This is a genomic window from Candidatus Methanoperedens nitratireducens (assembly GCF_000685155.1).
GTDB lineage: Archaea > Halobacteriota > Methanosarcinia > Methanosarcinales > Methanoperedenaceae > Methanoperedens > Methanoperedens nitratireducens.
On sequence record NZ_JMIY01000002.1, the window covers coordinates 512,580 to 533,835 of the forward strand.

At 46.1% G+C, this 21,256-nt stretch carries 21 protein-coding genes, 2 tRNA genes and 3 rRNA genes; 11 read left to right on the forward strand and 15 right to left on the reverse strand.

Annotated features, from left to right (window positions below; all coding sequences use genetic code 11):
- Window positions 1-16 precede the first annotated feature (16 nt).
- From ANME2D_RS06450 to rrf, 4 genes are all read left to right on the forward strand, one after another.
- Window positions 17-1,487, forward strand: a 16S ribosomal RNA gene (locus tag ANME2D_RS06450).
- 105 nt (window positions 1,488-1,592) lie between these two features.
- Window positions 1,593-1,665: transfer RNA gene (locus ANME2D_RS06455), tRNA-Ala, on the forward strand.
- Window positions 1,666-1,816: 151 nt separating this feature from the next.
- A 23S ribosomal RNA gene (locus tag ANME2D_RS06460) occupies window positions 1,817-4,746 on the forward strand.
- Between the two features lie 58 nt (window positions 4,747-4,804).
- Window positions 4,805-4,926, forward strand: a 5S ribosomal RNA gene (gene rrf / locus ANME2D_RS06465).
- Together the 16S, 23S and 5S rRNA genes with 1 tRNA gene alongside form the textbook arrangement of a ribosomal RNA operon.
- A 57-nt stretch (window positions 4,927-4,983) precedes the next feature.
- Here the strand turns inward: rrf and ANME2D_RS06470 are convergent.
- Window positions 4,984-5,730: an A24 family peptidase C-terminal domain-containing protein gene (locus tag ANME2D_RS06470; RefSeq protein WP_048089910.1), complete on the reverse strand. Its 747-nt coding sequence runs from the start codon at window positions 5,728-5,730 to the stop codon at window positions 4,984-4,986.
- A gap of 100 nt (window positions 5,731-5,830) precedes the next feature.
- Between ANME2D_RS06470 and ANME2D_RS06475 the strand changes: the two genes are divergently transcribed.
- The 3 genes from ANME2D_RS06475 to ANME2D_RS06485 all read left to right on the forward strand — a co-directional run bounded on the left by ANME2D_RS06475 (window position 5,831) and on the right by ANME2D_RS06485 (window position 6,918).
- Window positions 5,831-5,904 (forward strand) — tRNA-Thr (locus tag ANME2D_RS06475).
- A 43-nt stretch (window positions 5,905-5,947) separates the two neighbouring features.
- Window positions 5,948-6,361, forward strand: coding sequence for a nucleoside 2-deoxyribosyltransferase (locus ANME2D_RS06480; protein ID WP_048089911.1), 414 nt, complete (start codon window positions 5,948-5,950; stop codon window positions 6,359-6,361).
- Window positions 6,358-6,918: a flavodoxin family protein gene (locus tag ANME2D_RS06485; protein ID WP_048089912.1), complete on the forward strand. Its 561-nt coding sequence runs from the start codon at window positions 6,358-6,360 to the stop codon at window positions 6,916-6,918. Before ANME2D_RS06480 ends, ANME2D_RS06485 begins: the two co-directional genes overlap by 4 nt.
- A gap of 3 nt (window positions 6,919-6,921) precedes the next feature.
- Here the strand turns inward: ANME2D_RS06485 and ANME2D_RS06490 are convergent, their stop codons facing one another.
- From ANME2D_RS06490 to ANME2D_RS06540, 11 genes are all read right to left on the reverse strand, one after another.
- Window positions 6,922-7,917, reverse strand: coding sequence for a radical SAM protein (locus tag ANME2D_RS06490; RefSeq protein ID WP_048089913.1), 996 nt, complete (start codon window positions 7,915-7,917; stop codon window positions 6,922-6,924).
- Window positions 7,904-8,509 carry an endonuclease III domain-containing protein gene (locus ANME2D_RS06495; protein WP_048089914.1) on the reverse strand — a complete coding sequence of 202 codons (606 nt, stop codon included), beginning with the start codon at window positions 8,507-8,509 and terminating at the stop codon, window positions 7,904-7,906. Before ANME2D_RS06495 ends, ANME2D_RS06490 begins: the two co-directional genes overlap by 14 nt.
- Complete coding sequence (gene npdG, locus ANME2D_RS06500) at window positions 8,506-9,162, reverse strand: NADPH-dependent F420 reductase (RefSeq protein ID WP_048089915.1); 657 nt, start codon at window positions 9,160-9,162, stop codon at window positions 8,506-8,508. The genes ANME2D_RS06495 and npdG overlap by 4 nt, the downstream gene beginning before the upstream one ends.
- On the reverse strand, window positions 9,159-10,082 hold the full coding sequence (gene aglJ, locus ANME2D_RS06505) for an S-layer glycoprotein N-glycosyltransferase AglJ (protein ID WP_048089916.1): 924 nt from the start codon (window positions 10,080-10,082) through the stop codon (window positions 9,159-9,161). Before aglJ ends, npdG begins: the two co-directional genes overlap by 4 nt.
- A gap of 55 nt (window positions 10,083-10,137) precedes the next feature.
- Window positions 10,138-10,821, reverse strand: coding sequence for a bifunctional demethylmenaquinone methyltransferase/2-methoxy-6-polyprenyl-1,4-benzoquinol methylase UbiE (gene ubiE, locus ANME2D_RS06510; protein ID WP_081810166.1), 684 nt, complete (start codon window positions 10,819-10,821; stop codon window positions 10,138-10,140).
- A 10-nt stretch (window positions 10,822-10,831) separates the two neighbouring features.
- Window positions 10,832-11,662, reverse strand: a complete 831-nt coding sequence (locus ANME2D_RS06515; protein WP_048089917.1) for an HAD family hydrolase — start codon at window positions 11,660-11,662, stop codon at window positions 10,832-10,834.
- 26 nt (window positions 11,663-11,688) lie between these two features.
- Complete coding sequence (gene rsmA, locus ANME2D_RS06520; RefSeq protein WP_048089918.1) at window positions 11,689-12,468, reverse strand: 16S rRNA (adenine(1518)-N(6)/adenine(1519)-N(6))-dimethyltransferase RsmA; 780 nt, start codon at window positions 12,466-12,468, stop codon at window positions 11,689-11,691.
- Window positions 12,469-12,472: 4 nt separating this feature from the next.
- Entirely contained in the window at window positions 12,473-13,063 is a 591-nt protein-coding gene (locus tag ANME2D_RS06525; RefSeq protein WP_048089919.1) for a DUF655 domain-containing protein, read from the reverse strand.
- Window positions 13,064-13,141: 78 nt separating this feature from the next.
- Window positions 13,142-13,492 (reverse strand): RNA polymerase Rpb4 family protein, encoded by a 351-nt coding sequence (locus ANME2D_RS06530; protein ID WP_048089920.1) that lies wholly within the window; start codon window positions 13,490-13,492, stop codon window positions 13,142-13,144.
- A gap of 17 nt (window positions 13,493-13,509) precedes the next feature.
- Window positions 13,510-13,803 carry a 50S ribosomal protein L21e gene (locus ANME2D_RS06535; protein ID WP_048089921.1) on the reverse strand — a complete coding sequence of 98 codons (294 nt, stop codon included), beginning with the start codon at window positions 13,801-13,803 and terminating at the stop codon, window positions 13,510-13,512.
- Window positions 13,746-15,071 carry a tRNA pseudouridine(54/55) synthase Pus10 gene (locus tag ANME2D_RS06540; protein WP_081810167.1) on the reverse strand — a complete coding sequence of 442 codons (1,326 nt, stop codon included), beginning with the start codon at window positions 15,069-15,071 and terminating at the stop codon, window positions 13,746-13,748. The genes ANME2D_RS06535 and ANME2D_RS06540 overlap by 58 nt, the downstream gene beginning before the upstream one ends.
- A gap of 82 nt (window positions 15,072-15,153) precedes the next feature.
- Here ANME2D_RS06540 and ANME2D_RS06545 point away from each other — a divergent pair, with 82 nt between their 5' ends.
- A complete protein-coding gene (locus ANME2D_RS06545; RefSeq protein ID WP_048089922.1) occupies window positions 15,154-15,387 on the forward strand; it encodes a type II toxin-antitoxin system HicB family antitoxin in 234 nt (77 codons plus the stop codon).
- Entirely contained in the window at window positions 15,380-15,601 is a 222-nt protein-coding gene (locus ANME2D_RS06550; protein ID WP_048089923.1) for a type II toxin-antitoxin system HicA family toxin, read from the forward strand. Before ANME2D_RS06545 ends, ANME2D_RS06550 begins: the two co-directional genes overlap by 8 nt.
- Here ANME2D_RS06550 and trmY read toward each other — a convergent pair.
- From trmY to ANME2D_RS06565, 3 genes are all read right to left on the reverse strand, one after another.
- Complete coding sequence (trmY, locus tag ANME2D_RS06555; protein WP_048089924.1) at window positions 15,596-16,207, reverse strand: tRNA (pseudouridine(54)-N(1))-methyltransferase TrmY; 612 nt, start codon at window positions 16,205-16,207, stop codon at window positions 15,596-15,598. The genes ANME2D_RS06550 and trmY overlap by 6 nt on opposite strands.
- 95 nt (window positions 16,208-16,302) lie before the next feature.
- Entirely contained in the window at window positions 16,303-18,066 is a 1,764-nt protein-coding gene (locus tag ANME2D_RS16790; RefSeq protein WP_052368603.1) for a sensor histidine kinase, read from the reverse strand.
- Window positions 18,067-18,117: 51 nt separating this feature from the next.
- Complete coding sequence (locus tag ANME2D_RS06565; RefSeq protein WP_198527362.1) at window positions 18,118-19,971, reverse strand: ATP-binding protein; 1,854 nt, start codon at window positions 19,969-19,971, stop codon at window positions 18,118-18,120.
- A 159-nt stretch (window positions 19,972-20,130) separates the two neighbouring features.
- On the opposite strand from ANME2D_RS06565, the gene ANME2D_RS06570 reads away from it, so the two are divergent.
- Window positions 20,131-20,508 carry a hypothetical protein gene (locus tag ANME2D_RS06570; protein WP_157833992.1) on the forward strand — a complete coding sequence of 126 codons (378 nt, stop codon included), beginning with the start codon at window positions 20,131-20,133 and terminating at the stop codon, window positions 20,506-20,508.
- Window positions 20,509-20,579: 71 nt separating this feature from the next.
- Window positions 20,580-21,188, forward strand: a complete 609-nt coding sequence (locus ANME2D_RS06575; protein WP_048089926.1) for a hypothetical protein — start codon at window positions 20,580-20,582, stop codon at window positions 21,186-21,188.
- Window positions 21,189-21,256 lie beyond the last annotated feature (68 nt).

Genomic DNA, 21,256 nt, shown 5'->3' on the forward strand with positions numbered 1-21,256 from the left:
TGCAGATATCAACTTAATTCTGGTTGATCCTGCCAGAGGTTACTGCTATCGGGGTCCGACTAAGCCATGCGAGTTGAGAGGGGAAAGCCCTCAGCATACTGCTCAGTAACACGCGGATAACCTGCCCTTGGGTCCGGGATAACCCCGGGAAACTGGGACTAATACCGGATAGGCCATAGATGCTGGAATGCCCTATGGCTGAAAGCTCCGGTGCCCAAGGATGGATCTGCGGCCTATCAGGTTGTAGTGGGTGTAACGTACCTACTAGCCTACGACGGGTAAGGGTTGTGAGAGCAAGAGCCCTGAGATGGATTCTGAGACATGAATCCAGGCCCTACGGGGTGCAGCAGGCGCGAAACCTTTACAATGCGGGCAACCGCGATAAGGGGACCCCGAGTGCCAGCACCTAGTGCTGGCTGTCCCGCTGTGTAAAAAGCAGTGGTTAGCAAGGGCCGGGCAAGACCGGTGCCAGCCGCCGCGGTAACACCGGCGGCCCGAGTGGTAACCGCTTTTATTGGGTTTAAAGGGCCCGTAGCCGGCCTATTAAGTCTCTTGGGAAATCTGGCGGCTTAATCGTCAGGCGTCCAAGAGATACTGGTAGGCTTGGGACCGGGAGAGGTGGGAGGTACTCCAGGGGTAGGGGTGAAATCTCGTAATCCTTGGGGGACCACCGATGGCGAAGGCATCCCACCAGAACGGGTCCGACGGTGAGGGACGAAAGCTGGGGGCACGAACCGGATTAGATACCCGGGTAGTCCCAGCTGTAAACGATGCTCGCTAGGTGTCAGGTGCGGTGCGACCGCATCTGGTGCCGCAGTGAAAACTTGAAGCGAGTCACCTGGGAAGTACGGTCGCAAGGCTGAAACTTAAAGGAATTGGCGGGGGAGCACTACAACGGGTGGAGCCTGCGGTTCAATTGGATTCAACGCCGGGAATCTTACCGGGTTCGACAGCAATATGAAGGTCAGGCTAAAGACCTTACCGGATTCGCTGAGAGGAGGTGCATGGCCGTCGTCAGTTCGTATCGTGAGACATCCTGTTAAGTCAGGCAACGAGCAAGACCCGTGCCCACAGTTGCCAGCATTCTCGCAAGAGAGATGGGCACACTGTGGGGACCGCCGCTGCTAAAGCGGAGGAAGGAGCGGGCTACGGTAGGTCAGTATGCCCCGAATGACCCGGGCTACACGCGGGCTACAATGGTTGGGACAATGGGCACCTACACCGAGAGGTGACGGTAATCTCCTAAACCCAGCCCTAGTTCGGATTGAGGGCTGCAACTTGCCCTCATGAAGCCGGAATCCGTAGTAATCGCGTATCAACATCACGCGGTGAATACGTCCCTGCTCCTTGCACACACCGCCCGTCAAACCATGCGAGTGGGGTTCGAGTGAGGGCACGCTTTTTGGCGTGTTCGAACTCGAGCTCCGCGAGTGGGGTTAAGTCGTAACAAGGTAGCCGTAGGGGAATCTGCGGCTGGATCACCTCCTAAAGCAGCACACAAACGTGTGCTAAAATTAGAATCTATCGATTGGAAACCGAAAAACTGTCAAGCCAATTAAGGAAGATTCGTGGGCCATACGAGACCACGACAAGGGCTCGTAGATCAGCTGGAAGATCGCCGCCTTTGCAAGGCGGAGGCCCTGGGTTCAAATCCCAGCGAGTCCATAGACCTCGGGCTTAAGTCCGGGGACTTAATACCAGTGCACTCAGCGGTATAATACTGCTGAGGAAGGGTAGATGGCTGATTTGTACCAAAATCATGCTAAATGAAACCATGTATAAGTATAATCTGGACGCTAACTGAATGTAGTGAAACGTGTTCTGGCACTTATGCCATCCGATGAATGGCTTGGCTCAAGCGCTGATGAGGGACGTACCAAGTTGCGATAAGCCTCGGCGAACCGCATGGAGGTTTTGAACCGAGGATGTCCTAATGAGACCTCTTAGCACTTCGGTGCTGATCCGTAAGGATCGGGAACGCCCCGGATTGAAACATCTTAGTAGGGGCAGGAAGAGAAATCAATTGAGATGCCGCCAGTAACGGCGAGTGAAAACGGTAGAGTTTAAACTGAATCCCTGCCGAGAGGCAAGGGAGATGTGGTGTTATAAGCCCAAACCGTATACAGTGCGAACCAGTGAAGTCGAACTTGCCTGGAACGGCAGACCACAGAGTGTGATAGTCACGTAAACGTAAACTGGAGGACTGTGGCTTGGGCTTGAGTACCGTGGGTCGGAAATCCCGCGGGAATTTGGGAGTCATCAACTTCCAAAACTAAATACGTCTTGAGACCGATAGCGTAGTAGTAGCGTGAGCGAAAACTGAAAAGTACCCCAAGAAGGGAGGTTAAAAGCGCCTGAAATCGGATGGTGATGGAGCGATACGGCGTGGAAGGATCTGCATAGCGAAGGAATGTGTCGCAAGGCACTTGTACGGGCTATGTTGCCAGCGTCGTATCATACGTTTTGAAGAACGGGCCAGGGAGTGTACCCAAGTGGCGAGGCTAACCACACATAGGAAGCCGAAGCGAAAGCAATATGCGCGCAACACTGTGAGGCGCAGCGTATACAAGTGCGTGGAGTCACTAGAGTACGACCCGAATCCTAGCGATCTAGGCGGAGACAGGTTGAAGCGTCCCGAAAGGGGCGTGGAGGACCGCATGCGGTTTTGATTTGCAAATCATTCGCGCGATCCCCGTCTAGGAGTGAAAGGCTAATCGAGCTGGGTGATAGCTGGTTCCTTCCGAAACATGTCGCAGCATGACCTTGCCAGAGGCTGTCGGCGGAGTAGAGCACTGATTGGGGAATCCTGGGGGGAAACCCCTAGCTCTCCTGTCAAACTCCAAAACCGCCGTCGTCGTAGAAGGCAGGAGTCCGCACTGGTGGGTAAGCTAACAGTGCGTGAGGGAGACAACCCAGACCGTGGTTAAGGTCCCAGAGTATCGGCTAAGTGTAAACACAAAAAGGGTGTCCCAAGCCCTAGACAACTGGAAGGTGAGCTCAGAAGCAGCTATCCTTTAAAGAGTGCGTAACAGCTCACCAGTCGAGGTTTGGGGCCCCGAAAATGGACGGGGCTCAAGCCGATCACCGATACCACGGGGCACCGAAAGGTGATCCTGTAGGAAGGCGTCTCGTATGGGTAGAAGCAGGGTCGTGAGATCCTGTGGACCATGCGGGAACGAAAATCCTGGCAATAGTAGCAGCAAAAGTCCGGTGAGAATCTGGACCGCCGTAAGGGCCAGGGTTCCTCGGCAATGATTGTCAGCCGAGGGTTAGTCGATCCTAAGTCGTACCGTAATTCGAGTACGACAAAAGGGAAACAGGTTAATATTCCTGTACCATTCAGCCATACCGCGCAAGCGGGCCAACGCATCCGGGTAGGTCAGGCGGCGTACCCGCGCCGTCCAAGCGCTCAAGCCGGTGGAGAACCGTAATGGTGAGAAGCTGGTGAAGGCGTTATGGCGTAAGCTGGCTCAACCGGGTGCCCGTGAAAAGGCGGCTGAATGTCCGTACCGAGAACCGACACAGGTGCCCCTAGTTGAGAAGACTAAGGCGTGTCGGATCAAACTGGCTAAGGGAATTCGGCAAATTAGCTCCGTAACTTCGGGAGAAGGAGTGCCTGCCTTGAAGAAGGCAGGTCGCAGTGACCAGAGAGCACTGACTGTCTAATAACAACATAGCTGACTGCAAATCCGAAAGGATGTGTACAGTTGGTGAATCCTGCCCAGTGCAGGTACCTGAAAGCCCGGTACAACGGGACGAAGGGCCTGTAAACGGCGGGGGTAACTATAACCCTCTTAAGGTAGCGTAGTACCTTGTCGCTTAATTGGCGACTTGCATGAATGGATCAACGAGTGCTCTACTGTCCCTAGTCAGAACCCGGTGAACTTTACATTCTAGTGCAGAGTCTAGAGACCCCTAAGGGGAAGTGAAGACCCCGTTGAGCTTTACTGCAGCCTGTAGCTGGGTTGTGGTCTTGGATGCGCAGCGTAGGTAGGAGGCGTAGAAGCTCCCGCTCCGGCGGGAGTGGAGCCGCCAATGAGACACTACCCTTCTGAGACTACGACCCTAACTCGGAAACGAGGACAACTATAGGTGGGCAGTTTGGGTGGGGCGCCACGCCCTTGAAAAGATATCAAGGGCGCCCAATGGTTGACTCATGTGGGTCGGAAACCCACAGTGGAGTGCAAGAGCATAAGTCAGCCTGACTGGATTTCGCACAATAAGAAATCCTGGGACGAAAGTCTGGTCTAGCGAACCACTACGCCCTCTTGGTGAGGGCTATTGACTACAGAAAAGCTACCACAGGGATAACAGAGTCGTCGCCGGCAAGAGTACATATCGACCCGGCGGCTTGCTACCTCGATGTCGGTTCTTTCCATCCTGGCCGTGCAGCAGCGGCCAAGGGTGAGGTTGTTCGCCTATTAAAGGAGATCGTGAGCTGGGTTTAGACCGTCGTGAGGCAGGTCGGTTACTATCTATTAGGGGTGTCTTGAAGTCTGAGGGTAAGTTGCATTTAGTACGAGAGGAACTGTGCAACGGTGCCGCTGGTGGACCTGTTGTCTGGCAAGGCATCGCAGGGCAGCTACGCACTAAAGGATAAAAGCTGAAAGCATCTAAGCTTGAAACCTCACCTAAAAAGAGACTTCTCAGGACTCTCGTAAAAGACGAGTTTGATAGAGTCGGGGTGTACGCACCAAGGTGACGAGGTGCTCAGCCCGTCGACTACTAACGTCCATGCTAGATTTTGTTTCGCTACATTCGGGCGATATTCATGATTATACTTTATACATGGGAAATAAGTGAGTATAGCGGCCAAAGCGGCGGGGAAACACCTGTACCCGTTCCGAACACAGAAGTTAAGCTCGCCTACGTTCTGTATTGTACTATGATGTGCGAACTCTAGGGAAGTGCAGAACGCTGCTATATTCACCTATTACTATTATTTTTTATTTCGTATTGTTAATTAATTTGAAATTAATTGTTTTAAAGTAAATACTTGGTAAGCTCAAGAATCAAATCGCCATACGATACAGCTACAAGAAAACCTGCTGTTATCGGAATCATAAAAGGCAGGCTTGGGGTTACCCAGACTTCCTCGTCAATCAATCCTTTCTCTGATAATGCTTTAAGCTCAAGAATGTTTTTCTCATTTATTTCTACACCCCCCCTTTTAAAATAGAATCTGACCTCCCCATTTATCACTTCATAATCCTGGATCAGTCTTACATGCTTACCTGAAAGTTCTGAAATTCTGGATTTATACCCAACAAAAATATATGCCGGCTTATCAATATGCAGACCCATTTTTATTATATTTAATACTGCTAACCCGGCCGGGACAACGATTGTCAGAAGCACTGCATTACCAAATATCCCCAGAGCAAAAATATCAATCAGTGGCTTATTCAGTGGAAAGATGTATCCAAAGGCCTGGAATGTAGGGTAAGCCGGGAGAATTAACGATAAAACAATAAGAGATTTGGCATCAGCACCTCCGAATGTTCCAAGTTGGAAAAAAATATAGACCAACAAGAATATGAATCCTGTTGAAATAAATAATCCTGGAAGATACCCTATTCCTTCCCTTGAAACATCATATAATATAAAAAAGATGCTTCCTACAAGCATGACCAACCATAGATTATTGGTCACACGGCGCGTTTTAATATCAGAATAGCATGAATACAGCAAAAATGGTATGCAAAATGATATCTTTAATATATCCAGCATGTTCTTTTAATTGTGTTTTACACATAAAAGATTATGCTATGACAAGAGCTATAACAAGGTAAACTATTTAGACAAAAATGTGGATATACTGCTTTTTCATGCCGTCGTGGCTTAGCCTGGCAAAGCGGCTGATTCGTAATCAGCAGATCGAGGGTTCAAATCCCTCCGACGGCTTGCTTAAGAAAACTTATTTGCCCATCAGGGCTATATTTGCTGCATGAAAAATGTTTATCTTGCAGCACCGCTTTTTTCAGAATCCGAGCGTGATTTTAATCACAAACTGAGGGATGAGATAAGGAATATAGGCTTTAATGTTTTTCTGCCTCAGGAGGATTCAAACAATATAAAGAATGTGAACCATCAGCAGCAGGTCATTTTTAATAAAAACCTGGCTGCGATTGAAAAATCAGATCTGCTGGTGGCCGTAATTGATGGTTCCGATGTTGATTCAGGTACTGCATGGGAGATCGGTTACGCTTTTGCAAAAGGCAAACCTGTACTTGGATTGAGGACAGATTTCCGCACGCTGGGTATTGAAGGTACAGTAAACCTGATGATAGAGTGCTCGGTCATCCTTTGCACCGGTGTTTCGGAATTATTAAATCACTTAAAGCCATTACGATCCGCATGAAAATAACAGGCATATCAGGAAGTCCAACTGTAAACGGTAACAATGAGAAGGTAATCGATCTTGCCCTGGGCATCGCAGAGGAGCATGGATATGAAACTGAAAAAATTCTGTTATCAAAGCTCAGGGTCCTGCCGTGTACAGACTGCGGAGTCTGCAAGACTGCGAAGGAATGCCCTATCGACGATGATATGGAAGAGATTTACAGACAGCTTGAGACCAGTGATGCGTTAATAGTAGCCTCACCTGTGTACTTTGGGAGCGTGTCGGCGCAACTCAAGGCGTTGTTTGATCGCACGATCCTGCTCAGGAGAAACGGATTTCTGCTAGAAGGTAAAGTGGGAGGGGCGATCGCCACAGGCGGTTCACGGAACGGCGGGCAGGAGTTTACCATACAGGCCATACATTCCTGGATGCACATACACGGAATGCTTGTTGTCGGGGACAGGGCACACTTTGGGGGTATAGTTGCAAAACCTGTGGATTCGGATGAAGTAGGATTGAAAACGGTAAGAGATACTGCGAATATGGTATGTAAAACACTTAAGAGATTTAAGTGAAATTTATCTTGCTATATATATCCCGTCCACCACTCTTTCCATCCTTACATACACCTCTCTTCCGATGGGAATACTGTCAGCGTTCACAACTGTAATTACCCTGCCGCGTGCAACTGCAAGCTTCTCTCCTCTCATCCAGCCATGTCCAACGATCTTTACCTTCACTTTCTCATACCGTTTGAATACGCGTGGAATTGCCCTGCATTCAAAGCTTCCAAAATCCTCAGGCGTCAGAACGAGCTTTGTCCTGTATATCCCTTCCCACTCACGGAGCCGTGAATAGAATATCTCCCAGCTCATTGGCCTGATATCAGGTTTTCTTCCATACTTATGGGGCAGGAACTTCTGTATTCCAAGCGCAGGCCATCTTTTTCCCGCACCTGTCCTGAGCGCAAATTCGATCAATTTTGGTATCTCCTCATCATTAATACCCGTAAGCCACACAGGCGCTATAAGCAGGTCGATCTCCGTGTTCTGTGCAATATACTCTGCATTCTCAATAACTTTTCCAAGGTTGTAGGAATCAGTTCCGGCAATCCTCTTTGCAAGATCAGGATCAAGGGATTCGATGGACATGTTGATACGCGAGAGCCCTGCAGCTTCCAGTTTATCGATGAGCTTAGCGTTCAGCAGGGTGCCGTTTGTCTGCATTGAAACTGTTCTTACATGGCTGTTCTCTGACAGTCCCTCAACAAGTTCAACAAGCCGGGGATACATCGCAGGTTCACCAACTGTGTCGATGTGGGCCTCAATACCATCGATCTCCTTGTATGAAGCAGCCCATTCAAACGCACAGAGCAATTGCTCAAGATCCACCATATATGCAGATGCTATACGTTTTGAATGAGGCCCGGCATCGGTAGAGCAGAAGACGCATGATAAAGGGCATTCGCTTATGGGACGCACCTGCAGCACATTCGTTCCCCGGTCGATGATTCCGAATGCTATGCACCCAAAAAGAGGGATATCCCTTATGAGGATATTATTACATCTTGCCATTTTCTACCAGTATGCACTCAGTGCAACGTTTTTGTCCACAGAACCGTTTTCCGTACTCCACTATGAGCGCATGGAATTCTTTATACAGGGGAACATCCTGCGGAAGTGAATCCTCAAAGATGGACTGCAACTCACCGTAATCACCTTTAATACCCATGCACATGCAGATTCTCTTTGTATAGGCATCGATCACGAACCTGGGTCTATCGGCTGCGTATAATACGATGCTGTCAGCAGTCTCTTCTCCAACGCCATTTAGAGAAAGAAGTATATCTCGAAGTTCATCTTCTGGTTTTTTAAGGATATCAGGATTCTCAAAGAAGAACTCTGAGATACTCTTCAACCTTTTCGCCTTCTGCCTGTAGAACCCTGTGCATCTGATAAGCTCCTCCAGTTCCTCCAGATCGATCCTGGAGAGGGGCTCTTGTTCCAGAAGTCCTCTTTCTTTCAGGTTTTTTATTGCCCTCTCCACATTCTCCCATCTTGTCTGCTGGGTAAGAAGAGCTCCGATCACGACCTCAAACTGGGTATCTGCAGGCCACCAGTCCTTTGATCCGAATTGATTCAGGAGTTTATTATAAACATCAATCATGTGAACTTTACACCAAGATCAGAGAGCCTGTTTCGGATGGCAAGGTTGATCAGAAAAGGCGTAAGGGACTCAATCATATAGGAGCATCCAAGGTCTCCTCCATCAAGGGGACGGAGGTTCTTGATCTCCTCTGTCAGCTCCATCACGATTTTCTTTGCATCCCCATCATCGCCGCAGATAACTACATCATAATCAAGAACTAAATCGAGATTTGCAAGCTTCTTTGCAGATATATTATGATATGCTGATACTACTTTAACGCTTTTTGGAAGAATATCCCTGATCTCAAGAGCTGCACTGCCCTGCTCTGGAGGGGTATATTCAAAGAATTTATTCTTTTTCATAGGAACTACAAGCGAAATAACGATCTGGTCTTTAAAATAAGGCCCAAGCCTCTCCAGGAGCGGCACTACCCCTTCATAGGGCACTGAGAGAACAATAACATCCGCATCCCTGATCCCGGCCTCATTCGTGCAGCCTGTAATACCGCAGCAGGCCAGTCCTTTGCTTAAGACCATGCCTGTATATTCTTCTGCAGATATAGCTGCTCTATCAGCGCTGCGTGAACATAGTAAAATATCATGTTTTGTGGCCCACCTGAGCGCGAAACCCTCTCCGATGCTGCCTGTACCACCCAATATTGCTATTTTCATAACTCCTCCCTTTCCTTTACAATTTTACGCATCATACGCATATTCTCCTTATGCACAGAGACTATAAGATCGCTTAAAATCGCGAAAATGAACATCTGGATCCCTATAACAATGAGAAGTGTTGCAAGAATCGTCATAGGAATACGGGTTATACCCTTCAGCCAGTCGTTTACCACATAGACGCCTATGAATACACCGCTCACAGTTAAAAGCACACCGATCAGATTAAAGTAAAAAAGAGGATTATGGGTCCGAGCAAGTAAGTATATGGTAGAAGCTATTCTGAAACCGTCTCTCAGGGGTTGCAGTTTTGTAGCCGTGCCGCTTGCCCTTGCAAGGTATGTTATAGGTACTTCGACTATCTTTAAATCTTTTTTTACGCATTCAACTGTGATTTCTGTTTCGACCTCAAAGCCTGTTCTATTCAAATCTATCTGTTTAATGGCATCATTATTAAACGCCCTGTAGCCTGAGAGTATATCCTCAAGCCCGACACCGTACGCAAACCGGAATATCTTGTTTAATATCCTGTTACCGATGAGGTTCAAACGGGTAAATGCATCTCTCTGGTAATTTGCAAACCTGTTTCCGATCACATGATCTGCTATTCCTGTAGTAACAGGTTCAAGAAGTTTATCTATCTCTCCAGGAATATACGTCCCGTCCCCATCGATCATCACCACATACTTGCTTTTTATCAACTTGAATGCCTGGCTTACAGCCTGTCCTTTCCCGGTCCCGCTCTGTATTATCACCTTTGCACCTGCGCTCTGGGCACTCCTTACCGTATTATCTGTACTGCGGCCATCGATGATGAGAATATTTGAATAGCCCATAGATTTAAATTCTCTTACAAGACCCTCTACTGTCTTTCCCTCATTGAGTGTGGGAATCAATATACAGACATCCTCTTTATTCATTTTTTTGTCCTTATTCTTTTGTTTATACTTAATAGTTAATAATTCCTGTTATCTATCATTTTATGCCTGTATACACGGTAACTATTCCGAATGTCAGGCAATAGAATCCGATGTTCTTCATACCAGATTCTTTCATGATTTCGACAAATTCACTCCTTTTCGGGAATGCCATTACTGAAGAGGGAAGATAACTGTATGGGCCAGTTCTCTTAGAGATCAGGGCACCTATAACCGGCAATATCTTCTTAAAATAAAAATAATAGATTGATCTTAAAATCGGGTTCTCAGGCTGCGAGAACTCAAGTACGACCACCTCCCCTCCGATTTTGATCACCCGGTTCATCTCAGTTAATGCTTTTTTAATATCAGATACATTTCTTATCCCGAAGGCAACAATTGCGCCATTAAAAGTCTCATCCTTAAATGACAGGTTCTCTGCATCGTTCTGGATGCAATATATGTTCTTTATATTCTTATCTTTTATTTTCTGAGCACATAGTTTAAGCATCTCTTCACAGAAATCAGCCGCTATTATCTGGCTTTTATTAGAAACTTTAGAGACCTCAACTGCCACATCTCCTGTTCCCGAGCAGATATCAAGGATCAGCCCTGATGGCAGTTTATCTGCGGCAAACCTGCGCCAGTACCTATCCTGCCCCAAGCTCAACAGGTAATTGAGCAAATCGTAGCGGTACGAGATACCCGCAAACATCTTCTTGATATATTCTTTTTTTTGCAATTGTTATCCTTCACCTAAAATACTTTTTAAGTTTTAAGTATTGTGTGAGCTCATCCAGTATCCCGATTATCTCCTTGATATCCCTGATCACAATATCCGCCTCCTCGCAAAGCAGGGGCGGGCACCTACCTGTTTGCTGTATCGAGAGCACCCCCAGATCCGCGGCACGCATTGCAAGTATATCATTAATCCCATCGCCCACCATAATCACTTTATCGTAATCTTGTTTTAACTCTTTCACCACCTCTTCTTTTTTCTTCGGTGTGGCTATCTCAAACACCCGATCAAGGGGTATGTTAACATTCTTTGCAAGAGGTGAGAGGTTCCGCATGCTGTCGCCTGAAGCAATATATGTGTCTATTCCCATCCCGTTAAGCGTACTGATCACAAAAGGAGTATTTGGATATGCTTTTCCCCCTGTGCAGATGACATAAGGGATGCTTCTTGTCTCCACGTCTATGATCAGCCCAACGCCCATATAAAAAACATCATTACATCTCCTCTTAACGGCAGCCATCACATCCTGCAGATCTCTCATGGAAGCCATTGTATCATTCTCAATAACAGATGATGCAGTGGCTTTATCTATCTGGGATCTTGAGCAGCCCACCTCTGCATCTATCCCGTATTCCCTGATAAAATCCGAGATCAGCATATCTGATGGGCAGTTAACGAGCTTATTTGAATCAACCTGCATTACCAGGATAGCGCAATAGGGTTTTTTCCCGACAAGTTCGGTTGATACTACTTCGTATAAGTACTCTCCTGTTTTTATATCCTTGGCCACGCGATACATGCGAAGCAGCGTTCCTGCACTATCAAATACCACAGCAATTTTCATAGCTTATAAACGGTTTTTATGATTAATTATGTTATCTCATGAGATCTGATAGAGTATAGAATATCAGCCAGCATTGCAAGTTCATGAGGTGGGATAGTCTCAGCCCTTCTATCAATCATCTCATGCGGAAGTACTGCTTCAATATCAATATCAATATCTTTAATTCCAAGTAAGGCTGCATTGTTTAATATAGCGTTCCTGAGCTTTTTTCTCCTCTGGGAGAAAGCAGCAGTAATGAACCTCATGAAAAAATCCTCGTTCTTTACCCTGTAAGGTGCAGGACGCGGAATCAGCTTTACTATGGCAGATTTGACTTGAGGTGGAGTACTGAATGCCGTCCGCGGTATGACATCCAGTATCTCAACATCGGCGTAATACTGGACCGCTACCGAAAGCCTGCTGTAATCCTCAGTATCTGGTAATGCGACCATTCTCTTTGCGAACTCATACTGGTACATCAGAATCCCGAGCTCGAACTTATAGTGCAGCAGTTTAAAAGTTACAGGAGAAGAGATAGAGTATGGAAGATTGGAGATCACTTTATTGAATGGGGGAAACTCTATTTTAAGAGCATCACCGATTATGACCTCAACATTCCCCCATCTGTAAAGAGAAGCCGCAAGAAGAGCATCAGCTTCAATGGCAATTACTTTGCCAGCTTTCCTTGCTAATTCACCTGTGAGATTACCGTAGCCTGCTCCGATCTCAAGTACAGTATCCAGGCTATTTAATCTCCCGTACCCGATTATTCTATCGAGGACCCGTTTATCTATCAGGAAATGCTGATCTTTTTTATACCGTTTCACATTATCATCTTTTAGGTGGCATCGGGGTTGTGAAAACACGGTATTTTATAGTATCATCCTTTAATTCATCCATGATCCTGTTTGTAATCAGTTTCTCAGGCGCATGCAATCCCTTTACCCGGCTGCTGAGATCCTTAAAATTTTCAAATTTTTTCTTCTTTCTCTCATCGATTATTCCCCACATCAGCTTCTTACCTATGCCAGGCAGTAGTTCAAGCATATGCAGGCGGGTTGTTATGGGATATGCATCATTAAAGAAAGATAAAAAACGCTTCTCATCTGCAAGGACTATCATCTCTATCACAGAAGGAAGTTCCATCTGAGCATTGCGGGTTAGATCATTGTATGAGATTCGCCTCTTGACATGGTCGATTATCGGACGTTCACCTTCACCTATATAGACCCTATCGTGAAGTCTGGGGGCAACGTTCTCTTTTGGTACCATCTCCATGAGAACAAAGCTTTTCTCTCCGACTCCTTGAGCAAGTGGTTTTTTTTGATACATCGGCCTGGGATCATCCGGGCGACCATAAGGTAAATAATCCAGAATATATGCTACATCTTCCCTCTCTGCCCTTTTCCCTAAGGTTACCATCGAATACCACTCTCTCTATTAATGTCTCCTTATTCTATTATATATAATTAGAGTAGATGCATATATACTTTTACAATCTCAGGCGTACCTTAATACCAGCTCCAGAATCTGTCTTAGATCGTTCTCAGTCAGCGTGTAGCGCTCTTTTGCATAGATCGATCTTATCTCATCATATGATAGTGGAAGAATATCAGCGATACGGATCGCTATCTCAGGTCTCATCTTCTCAAGTTTCATCAACTCGTTCACCAGTTCTCTTGATTTGACTGCATCAAGCCTTGAGAACATCTCAGCATGCGCTATTGCTTTTCGCAATTCGTAGCCAAGCTCTTTTTCCTCTTTTTCCCTATCCTTTTTTACCCTGTTGAGTGTATCCCTGATCTCAGGAAAGGTCAGCAACTCTTCATGGATAATCCTTTTCACTATCATTATTTCACCGGTTATCTTTATGAGCTCTGTGAGGTCAAATGCTCAGGAAGTGCGATTACTTCTTTCATGAGCCCGCCATCGCGCACCTTAACAATATAGGCACGGCCGCGCTGGCCTATAACTCTCCCGGTCCTTCCGTGAAACTTGTGGTGGGGCATTCCGTTCTGGATACCAGGATCGAGATCGATGTTTACAATATCCCCTTCAATGAACTCCTGTATCGCCCTGCTTATCGGAGATAATCCTTTCTCTCTTACTGTTTTTTTGAGCTTATATCTTGATTTCCTTCTTGTTCCGTGGGTCTTTGCCATAAATATTCCTCCGAGCTATGAGTATTACTTCTATCGTCTACCTTAATTACCTCTAGCTCTATAACCTTTGCCTCACCTCCAGTCAGTGCTGTGATGCTGGGTGTCGTGCGCCCGTTATCACCTGAGACAAGTTCCTTGACATACAGCCCGCCTTCACAATGGATTTCTATGACTGCAGTATTTTTATCAAATGATTCAAGCCCAGTTGAGTAAACCTTACGCGTTCTTTCAAGATCTGCACGCCTGTGGAGCACTCTGGTCGGAGTTCTCTGCTTGATGAGAGTTCCACTCAATATGTCAAGGGACGATTTAAGTCTTTCCTCTGTGGTATTGTGCTCTATCTTAAGGCGGTATATCTTATCAGCTTTCATTGATTTTATCTTTTCGATGGCTTCGCTCTCAACGAATCTGAGCCCGGTGACCTCTATTTTCCCTTTTGATTGACTGTTTATCTCAGCTTCAAGCGCATTCAGGTCTATACTTCTCTTATGCGGTTTTTTTGCTTCTACAATGAAAGGACGGCCTTCGCCCAGCATCAGTGCATCAATGTCCTCGCGTCCTGCGCCATGAAAAGCAGTATCTTCGCACTGTGCTGCTGCTAGGATATGCGGCTTGATAAGCTCATCCACCGATTCCTGGTACATCCTGCCAGTGAAGCCGCAGCGCTCACACCCCAGACCCTTGCACTCACGACACGGCCATCTTGTCTGGGGGATCCCGCGAACCAGCTTTCTGTACCTGCCGTAGATATACAGTGAATTTACCTCCAGCTCAACTCTATCATTCTCAAGATCAAGCAGTACAACGATCTGCGGTTTTTTGAGGTTCGCCTTTTTACCTGTTAACTTTTCAATCCGCTTTCCGACCTCACGGTTCAGTTCTGTTTTAAGTGGCTCTGCAAACGTTGTCCCGCTCTCTGCCCAGATAATCTCCTCGTTCTCGGCCAGGAGACCGGTCACCTTTGTACCTACAAGGAAAGTATCGTATTCATAATCCGAGAGCGCAGTAACAGCTTTTTCAGCCCACGAATCAAGATTTTTAAACAGGCTGTTGCATACCCAGCATTTATTCTCACCGCTCTTTTCAAGCTCATCCAGCAGTGCTTTATCTTTATCAGCGCTTGCCTGCATTACAAGTACAAGTCTTATAGCACTTCCGCGCTGATCATTGGATAATCCTGTTGAAAGTTTAGCGAACTGCCTTCCGAGGCAGTGGTCGCAGATAGGGCCTTCATGTATGATCTTGTGCGCTATATCGAGAATTGTCATCTGGTTCTGAATAATGCGCTGTGTTGTAAATACATTTCTATAGCCGAAATTTTTAACATAATAAACGACATGAAATGATCATATGAAAGTATTAAGCTATCGAATCCTGCTTAGAAAGGAACCAGAGGGGGGATATACAGTAATAGTTCCTTCTCTTCCTGGCTGTATTACATATGGAGATACCATAGATGAAGCCATAGAGATGGCAAAGGAGGCTATTGAGCTATATATAGAATGCTTGAAGGAGCATGGTGAGGAGATACCAACAGAGGAAGGAACTTTGGAGTACTCTCTAACGGTAGAGGCTTATGCCTAAACTTCCTTCTCTTACGCCTCATAAAATTATTAAATTACTTGAAAAGGAAGGGTTCGTATTGGATAGAACTAAAGGGAGCCATTATATCTATTATCATCCAAAGACAAAAAGAAAAGTTGTAATTCCTCTTCATAAAAATGATTTACCAAAGGGAACTTTGCTTGAAATTTTAAAACAAGCAGGTATAAGTAGAGAGGAATTAAGAGATTTATAATATTATGTGGTTAATAGAGTGGAGAGAAGCTTTTTCTTTCCTATCCATTTCATTATGCAATATAACAATACAGTGATCCGCATGTAAAGATAGGGGACCCACACTCACTATCTTATGTTCACATCCTTCAATTAATTTCTCCTCTTCATCCGTCAGACCAAGATGATCACCCAGCACAAATAAAGGCTCCTCAAATCTCTTTCCCCGGATATCCTCGCCATCTTCTCTCAGATATATTATTTTTTTATTCAATTCTCTCAAGAGATTGCTAAAATTTCCTCTCCTTATGCTCACACCTGGCATAGATTCGGTCCAGAAATCCTGTGCATTCTTCTCAAGGGCTTTCTTTATAAGTGAAGCCGCGCTTCTCTCATCAGGGCTCAGGTATCTTACCTCATTTCCATCAAAGCGGATGAGCTTTGGCGGGTCGGGTTCCCCTTTGAGTACAAGGTATACGCGAACATCCCTGCGCAGATCATGGGAGAGGAAGAGCGCGGCATTAATGCACCTGCAGAGGATATCCATACGTCCTGCTGCGCCTGGAAGGTCGTTGAGCGAGAAAGGTGCTGTAACTGCTTTGTGGCCGATTATGATGAATTGCTTCATGGGAGGAAGAGATGCATATGGAATATTAAAGGTAGCTTATGCCTGATGTCCAGCGCCTGATACCCAGCAGTTCTTTGAGGTTCAATGAAGGGCTATCATTGCTGAAAGTTTCTCACTGGTATCGTGAAATAGAATGTCGAGCCCCTGCCTACCTCAGATTCTGCCCATATCCTGCCACCGTGGCGCTCCACGATCTTCTTGCAGATCGCAAGACCTATGCCTGTGCCCGGGTACTCATCTCTTGTGTACTGGCGCTGGAATAGCTGGAAGAGGTGTTCGAAGAATTCAGGGGCTATTCCTATCCCGTTATCTTTTACTGAGAAAACCCATTCATTCTCCTTTCTTCTGGCAAAGACATGAACATGTGGCGGCTCCTCTTTTCTGAACTTGATACCATTACTGATGAGGTTCTGGAACAACTGAATAATTTGAGTTGCATCGCCCATAACATTGGGTAGAGGGTCATGTGTCACTGTGGCTTTATTTTCCTCAATAGCCACCTTAAGATTAGTCACTGCCTGATCAAAGACATCTTCTAAGTTGGTAAGCTCAAACGGCCTGCCCCGCGTACCAACCCGTGAGTACGCCAGCAGATCCTCAATCATCCTCTGCATTCTGGTAGTCCCGTCCACGATATAGTCAATGAATTCATCAGCACTCCTGTCAAGCTTACCTTTATATCGCCTTGACAGCAGTTGAGTAAAGCCTGATATCATGCGCAAAGGCTCCTGAAGATCATGTGAGGCTATGTATGCGAATTGCTCAAGTTCAGCATTCGAGCGGGCAAGCTCTGCTGTCCGTTCCTGAACCCTCATTTCTAACTCATCATATGCTCTGCGCAGTGACTCCTCAGCCCGTTTTCGTTCTGTTATATCGCGCGCCACAGCCACCGTGTAACTATTTTTTCCAATTACTGTATAACTGACATTTACCTCTACAGGAAATGTCGTACCATCTCTGCGCCTGTGTCGGCCTTCCATAACTACATACCCTTTTCTCTTGACCTCATTAACATGTTCTTTCCAGGAAAAATCATCTGGTAGGACAGCTTCAATATCAAAGACCCGCATATTGAGGAGCTCTTCCCGTGTGTATCCAAGGCTGGTGCATGCTTTACCATTGACGTCAAGAATACGGCCTGTTTCTGGATTATCAACAAAAATAGCATCATTTGATCGATCGATTAGGTTGCGAAATAACCGCAACCTCTCTTCAGCCCGCCTGCGCTCTGTGATATCGCGGATGATTACCTGTACTGCGGATTTGTCTTGATAGGTGAAGGGTATTGCAGCCACCTCCGCATCTATAACAGACCCATCAAGCCGGATGAACTTCTCCTCAATAAGGGGTACAGTCCTTCCTTCTTCTCTCATCTGCCGAACTCGTTCTTTAACAACCTCATGATAATCAGGGTGCACGATATCCATTATATCTTTTCCGATAAGTTGCCCAGGATCTGCCGCACCGAGAAGTCTTGCTCCAGCCATATTAACAAAGACAATCTTACCCTCACTGTGAACAGCAATTGCATCCGGAGAGAGCTCCACAAGCTTGCGGTAGCGCTCCTCGCTCTCCCTAAGCGCATCCTCAGCCCGCTTACGCTCGGTGATATGCATGACAAGCGGATGGAACAGGAAAAAGTAAAGCGTAGGAGAAAGAAGAGCAATCAGTAGAGCAGAATCGATTAACACCTCAATCCACAGGGGAAGGGGCGGTAGTAGAGACAGGAATATCATTACAAGGGCTTCGAAAATGATAATCGAAAGAGCCATTATTATAAGTAATCGATAAGGCGACTGGTAGACAGATGGGGATTTATCTTTATCCCCGTAGCTATAAACTACTTCATCTTTTGTCATTTATGTTAATGTACCGCTTATCCTATCTGTCGTTAATTATATTTAAAGTATCTATTCGCCTATTCTCACCGGTATTGTGAAATAGAATGTCGAACCTCTGCCTGCCTCAGATTCAACCCATATTCGTCCTCCATGGCGTTCCACGATCCTCTTGCAGATCGCAAGGCCAATGCCTGTACCAGGATATTCACTGGTATATTCGCGCTGGAACAACTGGAAAAGGCGGCCAAAGAACTCAGGTGATATTCCTATCCCGTTATCCTGAACCGAGATAATCCACTCATTTCCCTTTCTTTGGGCAGAAACATGAACCTGCGGCGGCTCCTTCCCCCTGAATTTGATGCCGTTACCGATCAGATTCTGAAGCAATTGAATAATCTGAGTGGCATCAGCCATTATAATGGGCAGGGGATCGTGAGTTACAAGAGCCTTATTTTCCTCAATTGCCACCTTAAGATTGGTAATTGCCTGCTCTAAGACTGCTTCGCAATCTACCGGCTCAAATGGTTTGCCGCGCGTCTCAACCCGTGAGTATGCCAGCAGATCCTCGATCATTCTCTGCATCCGTGTTGCTCCGTCCAGGATATAGGCAATGAACTCATCAGCATTCTTATCTAACCTGTCCTTATATCGTTTTGCCAGCAGTTGAGTAAAGCCTGATACCATGCGCAGAGGCTCCTGGAGATCGTGTGAAGCTATGTAGGCAAACTGCTCAAGTTCAGCATTCGATCTCCGCAGTTCTTCCTCTGCCCGTTTGCGTTCTTGTATTTCAGATTGCAATGTCTCGTTTGTGCATGCCAGCTCTGCTGTGCGTTCCTGAACACGTATTTCCAGCTCATCGTATGCTCTGCGCAGCGCCTCCTCAGCTCGCTTTCGCTCAGTGATCTCCCTGACAACAGAGTGCACCTCCAGTTTACCCATGTAAGTACAGGGGATCGCTGCTACTTCCACATCTACAGGTGTGCCATCCAGCCGGAGGAATTTCTCCTCGATCAACGGTACTGCCTTACCTTCTTTTTCCATGCTGATACGCTCCGCGACGATATCATGATAATCAGGGTGTATAATCTGGCGTATCGGGATTCCGATGAGTTCCTGCGGATTTGAGGCGCCAAGAGTTTTTGCGGCTACAGGATTGGCAAAAACAATCTCATGCAGGTTATGGATAACGATCCCCTCAGGAGAGAGCTCAACAATACGGCGATAGCGTTCCTCGCTTGCACGCAGGGCCTCCTCAGCCAATCTGCGCTCGGTGATTTCAGCCTGCAATGCTTTATTTGCTTTTGTCAGTTCTGCTGTGCGTTCCTGAACCCGTACCTCCAGTTTATCATGCGCTATGCGCACCGCATCCTCCATCCGCTTGCGCTCTGTGATATCACGAAAGAAAACCGACACGCCTTTTTTGTAAGGGAAGCCCCTGACCTCAAACCATGTATCAAGAGGCGGGTAGAACTGCTCGAACTTGACCGTGATATTCTCAGCCACTGCCCTGTTAAGCTCCCTGTATGCGACCGTATCAACGATATCCGGGAACAAATTCCAGTATATCCTGCCGATAAGGTCGCTTCGCTTCTTCCTCAGGAGCTGCTCAGCCTTTGGATTCATGTATGTAACCCTCCACTTTTGATCGAGGGCCAGGAACGCATCTGTTATGCTCTCAAGTATGGTGGTGATACTACTGCGATCTTCGTCAGTACAGCACTGTCCGCAGAATGCATCTGCTATGCTCTCGAGGATGGTGACCCGTTCATGAGCGGCAGGAGCTTCGCAGCATAGCCGATCTCGCTCCTCCTCAGCTCGCTTGATCTGTGTCTCTGATTTTTCTTTTTCTAACTCAGCAACTCTCTGGCGCAGCTCCACCAATTCATTTACTAATCGTTCTTTTGTCTTATCCTCTATATTCACTTTGTCTACCAGTTCTCCCGATTCGTTACGTTTTTACCTGGATTAATCCTACGGTTATTAATCCAGATAAATATTAGCTTGGTTTGACTCCATACTACTAACAGTAAGAATTATTAGGTATGAAATATGATTGTTAACAATGATAAAGGGTGTGAATAATTGTTCAGAAGATTTTTGGAAGCTTATATCGATGTTTGCAATAATGTCGTAACCAGTTCCGCAAATTCGGTCCTGATGTTTGAGGCTGGTGAGCAAGCTGCTATGGATCTTAAGACCTCGAAGATAGAGGATATCCAGGGAGAATTTGAGAAATCTGGCATGAAAGTAGCAATAGAAGTAGAGAAAAAAAAAGTTAGATTCAGGATCAAAGGGCTGCCGATGAGGGGGAAGGAATGTACATACTGTGATCTATTGAGGGGATTTTTTGGCGGAATAGCCCGAAAGCATCTTGATCCACGATACTATTGTAAAAAAGGTGCAGAATGTGTCCCTGAGGACGAAGAAGAATGTATTTTCGTGGCGGAGCTGATAGGATGAATATACACTCTATGATGCAGATTGAGGGCTATCAAATCTGTTAGGGAAACAGATATTAAAAAAGGTGAGAGATGCCAAAAGATTTGACTGTAACCCTGACAGATATGGAGTATGAGATTCTTAAAAAGATAAGAATAGTCGAAGGAGAAGATGGCGAAAAACTGAGAAATCTTTTGAGGTTCTATATAGCCACCATACCAGAGTTAAAATCATCAGAATATGCCCTGAAGAGAAGTGAGAATAAGGAAGAGATTGAAGAGACCCTGCGTGAGGTATGGTCTCAATATGAACTAACAGATCATCCGGTCGAGCAATGGGAAGAGGATAAAATCGATAGATTGATGAGCGACCTTGTGGAGATCAATGCTCTTGTAAGAACAGGCGAGCGAGACTTCATACCCAACAGTAAATTCAGAAGCCTGTTCAAAATGCTGCTTCACGATATTGCAACAGAATCAAGGGATATGGATGAGTATTCTGCAGCGTGTGTGGCTACAATTCAGCTTCTGATGGAGTTTGGGGTCGGGGTCCTGAGCAAAGAGACTATAAGAGATGGGGCTATTTTGATTAATGAGGGATGGATGTTTGCTTATGCAACAGCAATGAAGAGAGCAAGAGAATTCATGAAGACCAAAAAATTATTCCCTGAGACCCCTGAGCAAACTCCAGAATCGGCATAGAGTAGCGTTTACCTGTGTATTATAACAAGATTATATATAGGCTGAGTGACACACCTATCTTATTGTAC